This window comes from Pseudomonas sp. BN505 (assembly GCF_029873175.1).
In the GTDB taxonomy this organism is placed as follows: domain Bacteria; phylum Pseudomonadota; class Gammaproteobacteria; order Pseudomonadales; family Pseudomonadaceae; genus Aquipseudomonas; species Aquipseudomonas putida.
In genome coordinates, this window is record NZ_SSOI01000071.1 from 14,363 (window position 1) to 28,802 (window position 14,440).

The following is a 14,440-nucleotide window of genomic DNA, read 5'->3' on the forward strand; positions in this document are numbered from 1 at the left end:
GCAACTCCTGAAATGCAAAAGCCGACCCGGAGGGGGTCGGCTTGGGGTCAGCAGCCAATCACTTGATCAGGCTGAGGAACTCGCTGCGGGTGGCGGCGTTATCGCGGAACTCACCCAGCATCACCGAGGTGATCATGGTCGAGTTCTGCTTCTCGACACCGCGCATCATCATGCACATGTGCTTGGCCTCGACCACCACGGCTACACCGGCGGCACCGGTGACCTGCTGCACGGCTTCGGCGATCTGGCGGCTGAGGTTTTCCTGGATCTGCAGGCGACGGGCATACATGTCGACGATGCGCGCTACCTTCGACAGGCCCAGTACCTTGCCCTTGGGCAGGTAGGCCACGTGTGCCTTGCCGATGAACGGCAGCATGTGGTGTTCGCACATCGAGTACAGCTCGATGTCCCGGACCAGCACCATTTCGCTGTTGTCAGAGCTGAACAAAGCGTTGTTGGTGACTTCTTCCAGTGTTTGCTCATAACCGCGGCAAAGGTACTTCATCGCCTTTGCAGCCCGCTTGGGCGTGTCGAGCAGGCCCTCACGGGAGACGTCCTCGCCAATCTGGCTGAGGATCTCGGTGTAGTTCTGTTCCAGGGACATGGATCTACCTGTGGGAAAAAATCGCAAAAACGAAGGTTACGGCGGTGAGGGCGGCGCTGCAAGCGCGGCGTTACTCGTCGCGGCCTTCGAGCATGGTTCGCTTGAGCATCACATACACCGCGCCAGTGCCGCCGTGGCGGGCGCTGCACGAGGCAAAACCGAGCACTTGCGGGTGCTGGCGCAGCCAGGTGTTGACGTGGCTCTTGATCATCGGGCGCTTGCCGTCCAGGCGTGCCGCCTTGCCGTGGGTAACCCGTACGCAGCGCACTTCCAGCTTGGTGGCTTCGGCTATGAAGTCCCACAGGGTTTCGCGGGCCCTTTCCACGGTCATGCCGTGCAGGTCGAGGCTGCCCTCGAACGGGATCTGGCCAAGCTTCAGCTTGCGCAGCTGGCCTTCCTGAACGCCGTCGCGGCGCCACATGAGCTCGTCTTCGGCGCCAACGTCGATGACGAACTGGTCGGACATGCCGTCGATGACCAGGGCCTTGTCACTGCGCACGGTTGCAGCCTGGCGCAGCCCGGCCAGCTTCTGGCGGTCGGCCTTGGGCTTGCCGACTTCGGCGCGGTCGTGGCGAATTTGCTTTACGCCACGTACTTCGGCCTTGAACAGGGAAAAATCGTCGTCTTGCATGATGCCTCCACGTGGGCGGCGTAGTTTACGCGACTGTGGGGCCATGTGCAGCCTGTGCGGGCCTCTTCGCGGGTGAACCCGCTCCCACAGGGATATCACTGGACCTGAGGGCAGCGGTGTACCTGTGGGAGCGGGTTTACCCGCGAAGAGGCCCGCACAGGCGACATAAAATCATCAGTCGTGCTTTTTCATCAGGTGCGGCGACAGGTTCAATTCCCGCCCGCGACGCAAGCGAATGCGGCTGCGCCGCCAGAAGCGCACGCCCAGCCACAGCAACAACAAGCCAGCCCCGGTGAGGATGCTGGACAATGGCTTGTTGGTATTGAGTTCTTGCAGGGCAGGGTAGTTGCCCAGCAGGCCTGCGACGCCGGCCATGGCCAGCAGCACGCCCAGGGTCGCCAGCAGCGCCGACAGGCCGGCCGCCAGGCGGGCACCCCAGTTACGCGGCTGGCGCGTGCGCAGGCGCTTGGCGTCGAAACTGCCTTTAAGCTTCATTCCGCTCTCCTCTGTGGATATCCGGAATTCGACCTGCCGCCGCCCATCGGGTTCCGCCCGGCTGCCGGGCGGTCATGCCCAGCCGCTCAGATCAGGCTGGCGGTGGGGGCCACGCAAGCGAAGTTGTCGGCCATGACGGCCATTTCGCACTGGTGAATCTGCGCCGCCGGGATGACGCCATCCTTGAAGGCCAGGTCGCGGGTTGCCGAGGCGTCTTCCACCAGGGTGCACCGGTAACCATAGTCCTTGGCGCGGCGAACGGTGGTGCTGACGCTGGAATGGCTCATGAAGCCGCAGACAATCAGGTCGAGATGGCCAAGCGCCTGCAGCGTTTCGTGCAGTTGGGTGTTCTTGAATGCGTTGGGCATGCGCTTTTCAATGACGATTTCACCTTCCAGCGGCTCCAGCCCCGGAATGAACTGGCCGGCAGGCCCCTGTGGATCGAAGCGGCCACCGACTGTGCCCAGGTGGCGAACATGGATGATCGGACGGCCGCTTTTACGGGCGGCGTCGAGCAACCTGGCGATGTTGGCCACGGCCTCGTCCATGCCCGACAGCTGCAGGGGCCCACTGAGGTACTCCTTTTGCGCATCGATGATGATCAGGCTGGCGTGGCTCAGCTTGGCCGGCGGGTAGTCGCGGCCAGTGAGGCGGAACATCGTGGTTGGAACAGACATCAAGGGCTCCTTGGAAGGGCTTTTGTATACCTATTCTCCCCTGCCTTGACGCCAATGGGAATGGTTGACAACGCAAGCGGCATGGTTACTGGCCTGTGGCTAGCCTTTGGGCGCTGCAAACGAACAAATGTGCGGGTGGGGCTGTTAGACTTTTGTCCGGTCTGAAATAGGAGTACCCCGTGATCACATCCCGTCTGCGCACGCTGCGCGACTACATCCGCTGGGCGGTCAGCCGCTTCCACGAGCACGACCTGTTCTTCGGCCACGGTGCCGACAACGCCTGGGACGAGGCCCGCCTGCTGGTGCTGGGCGCAGTGCACCTGCCATGGGAGGTGGCCGACAGCTACCTGGACTGCATGCTCGAGGACGACGAGCGGGTACGCCTGCAGCATTTGCTCAAGCGCCGTATCGAAGAGCGGGTGCCAGCCGCCTATCTGTTGGGCGAAGCCTGGTTCTGCGGCATGTCGTTCATCGTCGACGAACGTGTGCTGGTGCCGCGCTCGCCCATTGGCCAACTGATCGAAAAACGCTTCGAGCCGTGGCTGGCGAGCGAGCCGGCGCGCATTCTCGACCTGTGCACGGGTTCGGGCTGCATCGGTATCGTCGCGGCCGACGTGTTCCCCGAGGCCGAGGTGGTGCTGGCCGACCTGTCGTTCGAGGCCCTTGAAGTGGCCAACCAGAATATCGAGCGCCATGGCCTGGACGGCCGTGTGTACACCGTGCAGGGCGATGGCTTTGGCGGTTTGCCGGGGCAGCGTTTCGACCTGATCCTGTCCAACCCGCCGTATGTCGATGCCGAAGACTTCGACGACATGCCGGCCGAGTACCACCACGAGCCAGAACTGGGCCTGGCCTGCGGCAACGACGGCCTGGACCTGGTGCGGCGCATGCTGGCGGAAGCTGCAGACCACCTGACCGACAAGGGCTTGCTGATTGTTGAAGTGGGCAACAGCCAGATCCATGTCGAGGCGTTGTACCCCGAAGTGGACTTTGCCTGGCTGGAGTTCGAGCGTGGCGGGCATGGGGTGTTCATGCTCACCGCGGAGCAGTGCCGCCAGCATCAGGAATTGTTCAAGGCCCGCGTTTAGGCTATCTGGGGCCGCAAAGCGGCCCCAATATCCACCCGCTCACGCGATATCAGCGGGTGGCTATCCAGATCAATAACCCCGCCTGAAACACCGCAAACGCCACCAGGCAGGTAATGGTAAAGCGCAGCCCGCTGTCTTCGCGGTGGTACTTGGCCACCCGTTCATCACGCTCGCGCAGTTGCCCTTCCTTTTCCTGCAACTGCTGGTCCGCCTGCTGCAGCAGGTTGGCAGCATCCAGAATGTCCACCCGCTGCAAGCGCTCGTTGCTCCATGCGGCCTTCAGCTGGCCGACGGTCATGTCCACGGTACGTCCCTTCAGGTGCTGACCGTCCTCGTACTCCACCTCGATACCCACCCCGCGCAAGCAGTGGTCACGGCGCAGGCGTGAGTCCTCGTTGAGGGAATCCTTGTTCGGCAGCGCCATGCCTTCCACCCGGTAGTGCGGCCATTTACGCTGCAGCCACTGTACGGCCTGGGCCAGCATGAAGCGGCCGATGCCACGGTTCACCGGCTCCAGTTGCAGGCCATGTTCACTGCCAATGCGCACCAGTCGCTCGGCATGGTCGACGCGGATATCCAGGCGGTTTTGCTCTTTGTGCACCTTTTGCCCAGGCAGCTGGATTTCCATGCGCAGCAGGCTGTGGGCCTTGTCGTGGCGCTCGGCATAGCCGAACTGCACAAAGCGCAGCGGCCGTGCGCCGGTGCTGCGGTCGGTGGGCAGAGCGGCCAGGCGCAGCAGCTGGAAGTGTTCGGCGGCCAGCTCGGCCCAAGGCAGGGCAGGGCTTTCCTGGGGTTCTTCGGCCGGCTCTACGGCGGCGGGGGCGGTGGTCATCAGGCTTGTCCTCGGCTATGCCTGTTGTATCGGCAGGCTTGCCACGGACCTGAGCCCGTTTACCTCACGCCGAAGGCAAATGCTGGATGAACGTCACAATTCGCTCACCCAGTTCGCGCGCCAGCGGCAGCTCGGGGTTGAGGTAGCTGTCGCGCTGCTGGCTCATGCCCTTGGGGCTGATGCGCAGCATGTGGTTCATGCCGTCGATCAGTACAAGCTGCGCATCTGGCTTGGCCGCCTTCAGCCGTTCGGCGTCGGTCACGTCCACCTGCACGTCGTTGCGCCCCTGCACGATCAATGCGGGCATGGGCAGGCGGGCAAAGGCTGCCGCCGGGTTCTGCTGGAACAGCGAGATCAGGTACGGCTGCACGCTGGGGCGGAACACCTGGCGCAGTGGCGCGGGCACTTCAAGGCTGGTTTGCCCGGCCTGCAGGCGGTCGAGCAGGGCGCTGCCACCGGCCAGTTGCGCCGGGGGCAGGCGCTGGGCCAGTTGCTCACGCAGTACGTCGGCCAGCGGCCTGCCGCTGCCGGCCAGGGTGATCACTGCGCTGGCGCCGGCCTGCTCGGCGGCCAGGCTGGCGATCAGCGCGCCTTCGCTATGGCCGACCAGGATCAGCGGGCCGAAGCGCGGGTCGGCCTTGAGTTTGTGGCTCCAGGCGACCACATCGGCCACGTAGCGCTCCACGCTGAGGTCGCGCTCATCGGGCGTGGCCGGCTGGCTGGCAGCCACCCCGCGTTTGTCATAGCGCACGCTGGCGATGTGCTCGTTGGCCAGCAGCAGAGCCAGCCGCTTGAGGTTGTCGATGCGGCCCGACGCCGGGTTGTTGCCGTCGCGGTCTGTGGGGCCGGAGCCAGCGATGATCAGCACCACCGGCGGCGGGGTGGCCTGTTGCGGCAGCAGCAGGCTGCCATGCAGCACGCCTTGGCCAGTGTCCAGGTCGATCGGGCGTTGCAGCACAGTAGGGGCGGCGGCCTGGGCCAGGCCGGTGCACAGCAGGAAGAGCAAGGCGACGAGGCGCGACATCATGCGGTACTACATGGGGAGATGAAGGTTTGACCCAGTGTTTGCGGGAAGGTTCTGCGCATGGCAGGCCAGGCCCTTTCGCGGGTAAACCCGCTCCCACAGGGACCGCACAGTCTTTTGGGTATGTAGGGGTACCTGTGGGAGCGGGTTTACCCGCGAAGAGGCCCGCACAGGCAGCCCAACCATCTGTATACTGCCGCTTTCGTCCATTTCAGGCAGAACTCGCGGAGCGTCCATGTCCGGTAATACCTACGGCAAGCTGTTCACTGTCACCACCGCTGGCGAAAGCCATGGCCCGGCGTTGGTCGCCATTGTCGATGGATGCCCACCGGGCCTGGAAATTTCCCTGGCCGACCTGCAGCACGACCTAGACCGGCGCAAGCCCGGCACCAGCCGGCACACCACCCAGCGCCAGGAAGCCGATGAGGTGGAAATCCTTTCCGGCGTGTTCGAAGGCCGCACCACCGGCTGCTCGATCGGCCTGCTGATCCGCAACACCGACCAGAAGTCCAAGGACTACTCGGCCATCAAGGACCTGTTCCGCCCGGCCCACGCCGACTACACCTACCATCACAAGTACGGCATCCGCGACTACCGCGGCGGTGGCCGCAGCTCGGCCCGCGAAACCGCCATGCGCGTGGCCGCCGGTGCCATCGCCAAGAAGTACCTGGCCACCCAGGGCATCACCGTGCGTGGCTACATGAGCCAGTTGGGCCCGATCGAAATCCCGTTCAAGACCTGGGAGTCGGTGGAGCAGAACGCCTTCTTCAGCCCCGACCCGGACAAGGTGCCGGAGCTGGAGGCGTACATGGACCAACTGCGCCGTGACCAGGACTCGGTGGGTGCCAAGATCACCGTGGTGGCCGAGGGCGTGATGCCGGGCCTGGGCGAACCAATCTTCGACCGCCTGGACGCAGAACTGGCCCATGCGCTGATGAGCATCAACGCGGTCAAGGGCGTGGAAATCGGCGCCGGCTTCGCCAGCGTGGCCCAGCGCGGCACCGAGCACCGTGACGAGCTCACCCCGGAAGGCTTCCTCAGCAACAACGCCGGCGGCATCCTGGGCGGCATTTCTTCGGGCCAGCCAATCGTTGCCCACCTGGCGCTGAAACCGACCTCCAGCATCACCACCCCGGGCCGCTCGATCGACGTCGACGGCAACCCGGTGGACGTCATCACCAAAGGCCGCCACGACCCGTGCGTGGGCATCCGCGCCACGCCGATCGCCGAGGCGATGATGGCCATCGCGCTGATGGACCACCTGCTGCGCCACCGCGCACAGAATGCCGATGTGAAGGTAACCACCCCGGTGCTGGGCCAGCTCTGATTCACCTGCACAGGCCTCTTCGCGGGCTTGCCCGCTCCCACAGGTATTACGCGGCCCTCAGGTCCTGTGATATCCCTGTGGGAGCGGGCAAGCCCGCGAAGAGGCCACTGCAGGACACAACATGATTGGCTGAACCCATGCCCGCAATTCCCTACTGGCGCCTGTCCAGCTTCTACCTCTTTTACTTCGCCCTGCTAGGCTCCACCGCCCCCTTCCTGGCGCTGTACTTCGACCACCTGGGCTTCTCCCCGGCGCGCATCGGCGAGCTGGTGGCCATTCCCATGCTGATGCGCTGCATCGCCCCCAACCTGTGGGGCTGGCTGGGCGACCGTACCGGCCAGCGCTTGCTGATCGTGCGCCTGGGCGCGTTGTCTACCCTGGCCACCTTCGCCCTGATCTTCTTCGGCAAAAGCTACGCCTGGCTGGCGCTGGTGATGGCCCTGCATGCGTTCTTCTGGCACGCCGTGCTGCCGCAGTTCGAGGTCATCACCCTGGCCCACCTGCACGGGCAAACAGCGCGCTACAGCCAGGTGCGCCTGTGGGGCTCGATCGGCTTCATCCTCACGGTGGTTGGCTTGGGCCGCCTGTTCGAATGGCTGAGCCTGGACATCTACCCGGTGGCCCTGGTCACGATCATGGCCGGCATCGTCGCCGCCAGCCTGTGGGTGCCCAATGCCCAGCCGGTGGAGCAGGGCGAGCGCAGCGGGGCGGGTGGTTTTGTGCAGCAGTTGCGTGCCCCGGGGGTGATCGCGTTCTACGCCTGTGTGGCGCTGATGCAACTCAGCCACGGGCCGTACTACACCTTCCTTACCCTGCACCTTGAGCACCTGGGCTACAGCCGCAGTGCCATCGGCCTGCTGTGGGCGCTGGGGGTGGTGGCCGAGGTGCTGATGTTCATGGTCATGAGCCGGCTGTTCGCGCGCTTCAGTGTGCAACGCGTATTGCTGGTCAGCTTCCTGCTGGCGGCGCTGCGTTGGGTGTTGCTGGGCAATCTGGCCCAGGAACCGGCCGTGCTGATCTTCGCCCAGCTGCTGCACGCGGCCACCTTCGGCTGCTTCCACGCTGCCAGCATCGCGTTCGTGCAAGCCAGTTTCGGCGCCCGCCAGCAGGGCCAGGGCCAGGCATTGTACGCGGCGCTGTCGGGCACCGGCGGTGCGCTGGGGGCATTGTATTCGGGCTACAGCTGGAAACTGCTGGGCCCCACCTTCACCTTTGGTATGGCCAGTGCCGCAGCCTTGGCTGCAGCCGTTATCATTGCCCTTTGTTCGCAACCGACCAGGACCCGCCCCTGATGAGCATTCTCAGCGTTTTCCACCCCGCCAGCCCGGAACTGCCGAACAAGGTGCTGACCCACCACGAGGACATCGCCGCCACCCTGGCCGAACAGGGCGTGCGTTTTACCCACCGCGAGCATGGCCTGCGGGTGCGGCCCGGCACAGCGCAAGACGAGGTGCTGGACGTATGCCGTGAGCATCTGGACCAGTTGATGACGGCACATGGCAGCAAGGCCTACGTGTTGTTGAACCGTGACGGTGAAGCTCCGGTGCAGGCTGATATTCGCGATGAGCATGTGCATGGCGCCGAAGAGGTGTTTGCCGTGGTCAGTGGACGTGCTCAGGTTGGCCTGCGGTTGGGCGACTGGGTGTATTCGGTGCTGTGCGAGAAGGGTGACCAGCTAGTGGTGCCAGCGGGCACGCGTCGCTGGGTAGAGCTGGGCGATACGCCGTTTTGCCTGGCGCTGCGTCTGTATGGCAGCGAGCAAGGCGTGCAGGCGCAGTTTACCGGGGATGCGACTGCGCGGGCATTTCTGGGGATTGACCAATTCTAATGGCCTTGCCGTCCTCTTCGCAGCATAAGGCTGCTCCTACAGGAGATCGCGTCCGGTCGCCGATCGCGTTCACTTGTAGGAGCAGCCTTGTGCTGCGAAGAGGCCAGATCAGGCAACACAAAACTCAGCGATAGGTCGGCAAGGCAAACCGTTGCTGGCTCTGCAACATGGTAATAACCGGCAATTCACTCGCCTGTTCAGCCAGGTCACGGCGGATGGCGCTGATCGCCCAGGACAGCTGTTCGGCGCTGTGCAGTTGCCCATAGGTCAACACCCGGCGGGTCACCTTGCCATCCGTCGCGCGCAGGGTAAGCAACACCCCGCCATCAGGGCGCGCCTGGGTGTTCACTTGATAGGCCGAAAATACCGAGACGAACTTTTGCTGGATGAGGTCCATATCAACTCCTGGCTGTTATGTGGCAGACATGAGTTGATGGTTGCAGCGACCGTGCCAGAACTTGATTGAATGAAAAATCCAGTAAATTCAGGCACTTATGGGTTGTTTTCAGGGGCGGCACCGTGCAGGTTGCATGGTCGTGCATTTTGCACAGTGCATTTTGCACGGATCCGGCTTTACCTATCGGCCCTATAGAATCTGAACCTTTGACCGCAATGGCGTGCCTGACAAAGACTTGGGCAATCATTTATGCCAGGAGGTTCCCGATGTCCAGCCAAACCGCGCCCGCGACCATGACCGATGACGAAACCGCTGCATTCGCAGAGCAGGTATTCGAACGTGCCCGCCAGGGCGATGCCGAAATGCTTGGGCGCTTGCTCGCCAGCGGCCTGCCGGCCAACCTGCGCAACCACAAGGGTGACACGCTACTGATGCTGGCCAGCTACCACGGCCACCACGAGGCGGTGCGCGTGCTACTGGCGCAAGGTGCCGACCCGCTGATTGCCAACGACAACGGCCAGTTGCCCATTGCCGGTGCTGCATTCAAGGGGGACCTGGCGATGATCCGCCTGCTGCTGGAGCACGGCGTGCCGGTGGACGCCGCTGCGCAGGACGGGCGCACCGCGTTGATGCTGGCGGCCATGTTCAACCGCAGCGAAATCCTTGAATACCTGTTGGCCCAGGGCGCCGACCCGGCGCGCCAGGATGCCCGCGGCGCCACCGCGCTGATGGCGGCACAAACCATGGGTGCGGTGGACGCCGCTGCACGCTTGCAAACGCTGGCCGGCTAACCGCAAGGGGGCATTTGCGGCTATCCTTGGCGACTTTTCACCCGTCGCAGGCCCCCTTTCATGAAAACTCAGTTGCTCGAATTCATCAGCCTCATTGGCGCCGGCTGCATGCGTGAGGCCGACATCGAGCGCATCGCCGACGAGGCCGCCCAGGCCTACGCCGACCCGGCCGCTTTCTTGGCAGCCAACCCGGATATCAACTACGACGACAGCTTCCCCATCCCCTTGGGCGAATGGGTGGTGCTGGGCAGCCTGCCGGACACGGTGGTGTTCCAGGCCGACAGCTACCAGGACCTGTTCCAGCAGATCAGCGAATCGTTCGACAACAGCGTGCCGTTCACCCTCAAGCCCAAGCAGCTGGCCCGCACCGAGCCACTCACCGCGCTCAACCGCATCCAGGTACAGATGGGCGCGTTGAACAAAGAAGCCGGTGGTTATGTGCTGTTGAACTTCAGCCAGCTGCTGGATGACGAGCTGCAGGTGGTGATGGTGGGCCAGAACGACCTGGCGCGGGTGCTGGAGCTGGGGGCCGAGCTGGGCATCAAGGTCGAGCCGGCCCTCGAAGCCCTGAAAGTCGCTGTACACGTCTGATTTCATCGGTTGTTTCTTCGCGGGCTTGCCCGCTCCCAAAGGTATAACACTGGGCCTGAGGACAGCGGAGTTCCTGTGGGAGCGGGCAAGCCCGCGAAGAGGCCGGCACTGGCAACCTCAAAACTTCAGCCCAGCGCGGTATCCAGAAACATCATCACCGCAAACCCGCCCATCAAGCCCAGGGTAGCCGCCGTCTGGTGCCCGTTACGGTGGGTTTCGGGGATCACCTCGTGGCTTACCACAAAGATCATCGCCCCCGCCGCCAGCCCCATGCTGATCGGGTAGGCGAGGGCAAAGCCGGTCGAAATCCCAAGCCCGATTACCGCACCCAGCGGCTCCATCAGCCCGGACCCTATCGCAACCAGTGCGGCTTTCATGTTCGACAGCCCGGTGGCGCGCAGGGCCAGCGCGACGGCCAGCCCCTCAGGGATGTCCTGAATGGCGATGGCGCTGGTCAGTGGCAGCCCGATGTTCATGTCGCCATTGGCGAAGCTCACGCCAATCGCCATGCCTTCGGGGAGGTTGTGCAGGGTGATCGCCAGCACGAACAACCACACCCGGCTGATGCGCTCGGCCTCAGGGCCGCACGGGCCGGTACTTTCGTGCTCATGCGGGGTGAAACGGTCCAGGCCCAGCATCAGCAGCACGCCCAGGCCCATGCCTAACACCACGGTAAAGGCCGCAGCGGGGCCGTTGCCGGTGATCTCGCGGGCGGCGTCCAGGCCCGGCAGAATCAGCGAAAACGAACTGGCGGCCAGCATCATGCCGGCGGCAAAACCAAGCATCACATCCTGGTTGCGGGCGCTGACGTCGCGCAGCACCACTGCCAGCACCGCACCCAGTGCGGTGGCGCCAAAGCCGGACAACCCACCCAGCAGGGCCAGGTGCAGGTTATCGGCATGGTCGCCGTTAACCGCATTCCAGAAGCTGGCCGCCAGCAGTGCGACCACAGCCAGCAGGCTCAGGCCCAGGCCGGCACTGAGCCAGGGGGTGTTGGCTACCTGCTGGCGCCAGGCGTGCAGCAGTGACGTTGGGGCGGCGCTTTGGCTGTGTGCGGGGGGCATGCGAACCTCGAATCAATTATTGCAGTCAGTCTACTCAGGGACCTGCGCCAACGGCCAAGGATTCCCTTCTATTGGTGCGATAGCTGGCTATGCTGTGCAGCAAAGCCTCTGGGCAAGGAGTTTAAGCATGGGGTCTACATTCAACAGCCTGGTCGGGCTGATCATTCTGGCGCTGGATATCTGGGCCATCCTCAATGTGATCAAGAGTGGCAGCGAGGTGGGTATCAAGGTGTTGTGGATCTTGTTGATCGCACTGCTGCCGGTGGTGGGGCTGGTGATCTGGGCGATTGCCGGGCCGCGGGGGAATGTGCGCATCTGAACGCCTGCATCGGCCTTTTCGCGAGCTCGCCCGCTCCCACAGGTATTGCGCCGCTCTCAACAGTTGTGGGGCTCCTGTGGGAGCGGGCAAGCCCGCGAAGAGGCCGCCACAGACAAAAGCCGCAACATCCCAGTGACAAAATTTTCACATTGGTTTAAACAGAATCCGCACCCGCACAATGCTGCGTTGGTCTAGCGCCAGCGCCCCTTCGCAAACCGCAATCCTAGGACCTTCCCATTCATGGCTAACACGGACGCCTTGAAGCAACAGGGCGCGCGAACGTCGTTTTCGCCGACCCTGAAATCCCACCTGGCCTACACGCTGCTCAGCGGCCTGGTGATCCTGCTGATGCTCAGCCTCGTGCGTCTGGCGCTGCTGGTCTACAACAGCGACATGATCGGCGATACCCCTTATTCGACTGTCGCCGAAGGCTTCCTCAACGGCTTGCGCTTCGACCTGCGGGTAGTGGTGTACCTCAGCATTCCGCTGCTGCTGGCCATCCTCAGCCCCTGGGCGATGGCCCGGCGTGGCGTGTTCCGCTTCTGGCTGACCCTCACCTCGAGCGTGGTGATGTTCCTCGGCCTCATGGAAATGGACTTCTACCGCGAGTTCCACCAGCGCCTCAACGGCTTGGTGTTCCAGTACATCAAGGAAGACCCTAAAACCGTCATGAGCATGCTCTGGTACGGTTTCCCGGTGGTGCGCTACCTGCTGGCCTGGGCATTCGGCACCTGGCTGCTGAGCCTGCTGTTCAAAGGGATCGACCGCGCCACCCGTGGCGATGGCCTGCACCGCGTTGCACCGTGGTACAAACGCGTGGCGGTGTTCATGGTGATTTTGCTGGTGGCCGTGGTCGCTGCCCGTGGCACCCTGCGCCAAGGCCCGCCAATGCGCTGGGGTGATGCCTTCACCACCGACTCCAACTTCGTCAACCAGCTGGGCCTGAACGGCACCCTGACACTGATCGACGCCGCCAAGAGCCGCTTTGGCGAAGACCGCGCCAACATCTGGAAGCCGGTGCTGGAGCAGAACGTGGCCACGCAAAGCGTGCGTGAACAGCTGCTGACCCCCCACGACACCCTGGTCGATGCCGACGAGGCTGCTATCCGCCGCGACTTCGTGCCGCCGGCTGAGCGCACCCTGCCGATCAAGAACGTGGTGGTGATCCTGATGGAAAGCTTCGCCGGCCACTCGGTGGGCGCGCTGGGCAGCCCCAACAACATCACCCCGTACTTCGACAAGCTGGCCAAAGAAGGCCTGCTGTTCGACCGCTTCTTCTCCAACGGCACCCATACCCATCAGGGCATGTTCGCCACCATGGCCTGCTTCCCCAACCTGCCAGGCTTCGAATACCTGATGCAGACCCCGGAAGGTGGCCACAAGCTGTCAGGCTTGCCGGCACTGCTCAGCGCCCGTGATTACGACGACGTGTACGTCTACAACGGCGATTTTGCCTGGGATAACCAGTCCGGGTTCTTCGGTAACCAGGGCATGACCACCTTTATCGGCCGTAACGACTTCGTCAACCCGGTGTTCTCCGACCCGACCTGGGGCGTGTCCGACCAGGACATGTTCGACCGCGGCAACGAGGAACTGGCCAAGCACGACGGCAAGAAGCCGATCTATGCGCTGCTGCAGACCCTGTCCAACCACACCCCGTACGCGCTGCCCAAAGACCTGCCGGTCGAGAAGGTCACCGGGCAAGGCCGCCTGGACGAGCACCTCACTGCCATGCGTTATTCGGACTGGGCGCTGGGCCAGTTCTTCGAGAAGGCGCGCAAAGAGCCTTACTTCAAGGAAACACTGTTCGTCATCGTCGGCGACCATGGTTTTGGCAACCACCAGCAAGTCACCGAGCTGGACCTGGGCCGTTTCAACGTGCCGCTGCTGCTGATTGCCCCGGGCATTCAGGAGAAGTTTGGTGCGGTGAACCACACCGTGGGCACCCAGGTCGACATCGTGCCGACCATCATGGGCCGCCTGGGTGGCGAGACCCGCCACCAGTGCTGGGGGCGCGACCTGCTCAACCTGCCTGAGGGTGACCAGGGCATGGGCATGATCAAGCCCTCGGGCAGCGAGCAGATCGTCGGCCTGGTGCAGGGCGACCGCATCCTGATCGAGTCCAAGGACATGACCCCGCGGATGTACCGCTACCAGCTGGGCAGCGAGTTCAAGGCCGAGCTGATCGAAAGCCCGGACCAGCCGGAAATGCTGAAGAAGCTGGAAGCGTATATCCAGACGGCGACCAAGAGCCTGCTGGATAACACGGCCGGTGTGGTACACGGCACACCGAAGTAAGGCTGCAAAAGGGGCCGCTTTGCGGCCCATTCACGGGGCAAGCCCGCTCCCACAGGGATATCATCGCAATCCCGCCGCTGATATCCCTGTGGGAGCGGGCCTGCCGCGCGAAGAGGCCCTTACAGACTGAACATTTTCCCAGCCCCAAGGTCAGTTGATCAGGCATCACACCTTGGTGTCTCTGGATTGGGAGGACTTGTTCAATGAAAGAGTGGGAAGTCACTTTTGCCGATCAAAAAGGCGAACCGTCCACCATGATGCTGCGGGCTGAGCATCGTCCCAGCGAAGAGGAAGCCGCAAGGGCCATCCGTTCGCAGCTGTTCCCGGTTATGGATGAACTGGACCTCAACGACTTCCAGGACCGCACCATCTCCCCGACCGCCCGCTGGCTCAAGGAGCATAGTGGGGTGACCATCACCAGCATCCACGAAGCGCCTTGACCCACACGTTTGCGTGGCGCCTGTTCAGGCGCTA

The 14,440-nt window shown here is 63.5% G+C and carries 17 protein-coding genes; 9 read left to right on the forward strand and 8 right to left on the reverse strand.

What is annotated here, in order from left to right; all coding sequences use genetic code 11:
* Window positions 1-58 precede the first annotated feature (58 nt).
* The 4 genes from folE to E8E78_RS28405 form a co-directional block, all read right to left on the reverse strand.
* Window positions 59-604 carry a GTP cyclohydrolase I FolE gene (gene folE / locus E8E78_RS28390; protein WP_003252789.1) on the reverse strand — a complete coding sequence of 182 codons (546 nt, stop codon included), beginning with the start codon at window positions 602-604 and terminating at the stop codon, window positions 59-61.
* A 70-nt stretch (window positions 605-674) separates the two neighbouring features.
* Window positions 675-1,235 carry a Smr/MutS family protein gene (locus E8E78_RS28395; protein ID WP_059395252.1) on the reverse strand — a complete coding sequence of 187 codons (561 nt, stop codon included), beginning with the start codon at window positions 1,233-1,235 and terminating at the stop codon, window positions 675-677.
* A gap of 174 nt (window positions 1,236-1,409) precedes the next feature.
* On the reverse strand, window positions 1,410-1,730 hold the full coding sequence (locus E8E78_RS28400) for a hypothetical protein (RefSeq protein ID WP_016500967.1): 321 nt from the start codon (window positions 1,728-1,730) through the stop codon (window positions 1,410-1,412).
* A gap of 86 nt (window positions 1,731-1,816) precedes the next feature.
* Window positions 1,817-2,407: a cysteine hydrolase family protein gene (locus E8E78_RS28405; RefSeq protein ID WP_012271080.1), complete on the reverse strand. Its 591-nt coding sequence runs from the start codon at window positions 2,405-2,407 to the stop codon at window positions 1,817-1,819.
* A gap of 179 nt (window positions 2,408-2,586) precedes the next feature.
* On the opposite strand from E8E78_RS28405, the gene prmB reads away from it, so the two are divergent.
* On the forward strand, window positions 2,587-3,495 hold the full coding sequence (prmB, locus tag E8E78_RS28410; protein WP_016500966.1) for a 50S ribosomal protein L3 N(5)-glutamine methyltransferase: 909 nt from the start codon (window positions 2,587-2,589) through the stop codon (window positions 3,493-3,495).
* A 49-nt stretch (window positions 3,496-3,544) separates the two neighbouring features.
* On the opposite strand, the gene E8E78_RS28415 is transcribed toward prmB, so the two are convergent.
* Together E8E78_RS28415 and E8E78_RS28420 are read right to left on the reverse strand one after the other, a co-directional pair.
* On the reverse strand, window positions 3,545-4,327 hold the full coding sequence (locus tag E8E78_RS28415) for a hypothetical protein (protein ID WP_114942693.1): 783 nt from the start codon (window positions 4,325-4,327) through the stop codon (window positions 3,545-3,547).
* 64 nt (window positions 4,328-4,391) lie between these two features.
* Complete coding sequence (locus tag E8E78_RS28420) at window positions 4,392-5,354, reverse strand: alpha/beta fold hydrolase (protein WP_084966273.1); 963 nt, start codon at window positions 5,352-5,354, stop codon at window positions 4,392-4,394.
* Between the two features lie 232 nt (window positions 5,355-5,586).
* Here E8E78_RS28420 and aroC point away from each other — a divergent pair, with 232 nt between their 5' ends.
* From aroC to E8E78_RS28435, 3 genes are all read left to right on the forward strand, one after another.
* On the forward strand, window positions 5,587-6,678 hold the full coding sequence (gene aroC / locus E8E78_RS28425; protein ID WP_016500963.1) for a chorismate synthase: 1,092 nt from the start codon (window positions 5,587-5,589) through the stop codon (window positions 6,676-6,678).
* 137 nt (window positions 6,679-6,815) lie between these two features.
* Window positions 6,816-7,970, forward strand: a complete 1,155-nt coding sequence (locus E8E78_RS28430; RefSeq protein ID WP_016500962.1) for an MFS transporter — start codon at window positions 6,816-6,818, stop codon at window positions 7,968-7,970.
* Entirely contained in the window at window positions 7,970-8,506 is a 537-nt protein-coding gene (locus tag E8E78_RS28435; RefSeq protein ID WP_084966272.1) for an oxidase, read from the forward strand. The genes E8E78_RS28430 and E8E78_RS28435 overlap by 1 nt, the downstream gene beginning before the upstream one ends.
* 124 nt (window positions 8,507-8,630) lie before the next feature.
* Here E8E78_RS28435 and E8E78_RS28440 read toward each other — a convergent pair whose 3' ends face one another.
* Complete coding sequence (locus E8E78_RS28440) at window positions 8,631-8,903, reverse strand: DUF3509 domain-containing protein (RefSeq protein ID WP_049274072.1); 273 nt, start codon at window positions 8,901-8,903, stop codon at window positions 8,631-8,633.
* A 266-nt stretch (window positions 8,904-9,169) separates the two neighbouring features.
* Here E8E78_RS28440 and E8E78_RS28445 point away from each other — a divergent pair, with 266 nt between their 5' ends.
* Together E8E78_RS28445 and E8E78_RS28450 are read left to right on the forward strand one after the other, a co-directional pair.
* On the forward strand, window positions 9,170-9,694 hold the full coding sequence (locus E8E78_RS28445; protein WP_049274071.1) for an ankyrin repeat domain-containing protein: 525 nt from the start codon (window positions 9,170-9,172) through the stop codon (window positions 9,692-9,694).
* 60 nt (window positions 9,695-9,754) lie between these two features.
* Complete coding sequence (locus tag E8E78_RS28450; protein ID WP_084966271.1) at window positions 9,755-10,285, forward strand: hypothetical protein; 531 nt, start codon at window positions 9,755-9,757, stop codon at window positions 10,283-10,285.
* A 125-nt stretch (window positions 10,286-10,410) separates the two neighbouring features.
* Here the strand turns inward: E8E78_RS28450 and E8E78_RS28455 are convergent, their stop codons facing one another.
* Window positions 10,411-11,349, reverse strand: a complete 939-nt coding sequence (locus E8E78_RS28455) for a ZIP family metal transporter (protein ID WP_232893688.1) — start codon at window positions 11,347-11,349, stop codon at window positions 10,411-10,413.
* Window positions 11,350-11,476: 127 nt separating this feature from the next.
* Here E8E78_RS28455 and E8E78_RS28460 point away from each other — a divergent pair, with 127 nt between their 5' ends.
* The 3 genes from E8E78_RS28460 (at window position 11,477) to E8E78_RS28470 (ending at window position 14,406) form a co-directional block, all read left to right on the forward strand.
* Complete coding sequence (locus E8E78_RS28460; protein WP_012271091.1) at window positions 11,477-11,668, forward strand: PLDc N-terminal domain-containing protein; 192 nt, start codon at window positions 11,477-11,479, stop codon at window positions 11,666-11,668.
* A gap of 240 nt (window positions 11,669-11,908) precedes the next feature.
* Window positions 11,909-13,966 carry an LTA synthase family protein gene (locus E8E78_RS28465; RefSeq protein ID WP_114942689.1) on the forward strand — a complete coding sequence of 686 codons (2,058 nt, stop codon included), beginning with the start codon at window positions 11,909-11,911 and terminating at the stop codon, window positions 13,964-13,966.
* Window positions 13,967-14,169: 203 nt separating this feature from the next.
* On the forward strand, window positions 14,170-14,406 hold the full coding sequence (locus E8E78_RS28470) for a hypothetical protein (protein ID WP_016500955.1): 237 nt from the start codon (window positions 14,170-14,172) through the stop codon (window positions 14,404-14,406).
* The last annotated feature ends 34 nt before the right edge of the window (window positions 14,407-14,440 follow it).

What these genes read in the sequence shown, in the direction of transcription:
- E8E78_RS28395 (WP_059395252.1), bottom strand. Translation starts at nt 1,235, where the DNA reads ATGCAAGACGACGATTTTTCCCTGTTCAAGGCCGAAGTACGTGGCGTA.
- E8E78_RS28440 (WP_049274072.1), bottom strand. Translation starts at nt 8,903, where the DNA reads ATGGACCTCATCCAGCAAAAGTTCGTCTCGGTATTTTCGGCCTATCAA.
- E8E78_RS28460 (WP_012271091.1), top strand. Translation starts at nt 11,477, where the DNA reads ATGGGGTCTACATTCAACAGCCTGGTCGGGCTGATCATTCTGGCGCTG.
- E8E78_RS28445 (WP_049274071.1), top strand. Translation starts at nt 9,170, where the DNA reads ATGTCCAGCCAAACCGCGCCCGCGACCATGACCGATGACGAAACCGCT.
- folE (WP_003252789.1), bottom strand. Translation starts at nt 604, where the DNA reads ATGTCCCTGGAACAGAACTACACCGAGATCCTCAGCCAGATTGGCGAG.
- E8E78_RS28470 (WP_016500955.1), top strand. Translation starts at nt 14,170, where the DNA reads ATGAAAGAGTGGGAAGTCACTTTTGCCGATCAAAAAGGCGAACCGTCC.
- E8E78_RS28430 (WP_016500962.1), top strand. Translation starts at nt 6,816, where the DNA reads ATGCCCGCAATTCCCTACTGGCGCCTGTCCAGCTTCTACCTCTTTTAC.
- E8E78_RS28435 (WP_084966272.1), top strand. Translation starts at nt 7,970, where the DNA reads ATGAGCATTCTCAGCGTTTTCCACCCCGCCAGCCCGGAACTGCCGAAC.
- E8E78_RS28455 (WP_232893688.1), bottom strand. Translation starts at nt 11,349, where the DNA reads ATGCCCCCCGCACACAGCCAAAGCGCCGCCCCAACGTCACTGCTGCAC.
- E8E78_RS28415 (WP_114942693.1), bottom strand. Translation starts at nt 4,327, where the DNA reads ATGACCACCGCCCCCGCCGCCGTAGAGCCGGCCGAAGAACCCCAGGAA.
- E8E78_RS28400 (WP_016500967.1), bottom strand. Translation starts at nt 1,730, where the DNA reads ATGAAGCTTAAAGGCAGTTTCGACGCCAAGCGCCTGCGCACGCGCCAG.
- aroC (WP_016500963.1), top strand. Translation starts at nt 5,587, where the DNA reads ATGTCCGGTAATACCTACGGCAAGCTGTTCACTGTCACCACCGCTGGC.
- E8E78_RS28465 (WP_114942689.1), top strand. Translation starts at nt 11,909, where the DNA reads ATGGCTAACACGGACGCCTTGAAGCAACAGGGCGCGCGAACGTCGTTT.
- E8E78_RS28450 (WP_084966271.1), top strand. Translation starts at nt 9,755, where the DNA reads ATGAAAACTCAGTTGCTCGAATTCATCAGCCTCATTGGCGCCGGCTGC.
- E8E78_RS28405 (WP_012271080.1), bottom strand. Translation starts at nt 2,407, where the DNA reads ATGTCTGTTCCAACCACGATGTTCCGCCTCACTGGCCGCGACTACCCG.
- E8E78_RS28420 (WP_084966273.1), bottom strand. Translation starts at nt 5,354, where the DNA reads ATGATGTCGCGCCTCGTCGCCTTGCTCTTCCTGCTGTGCACCGGCCTG.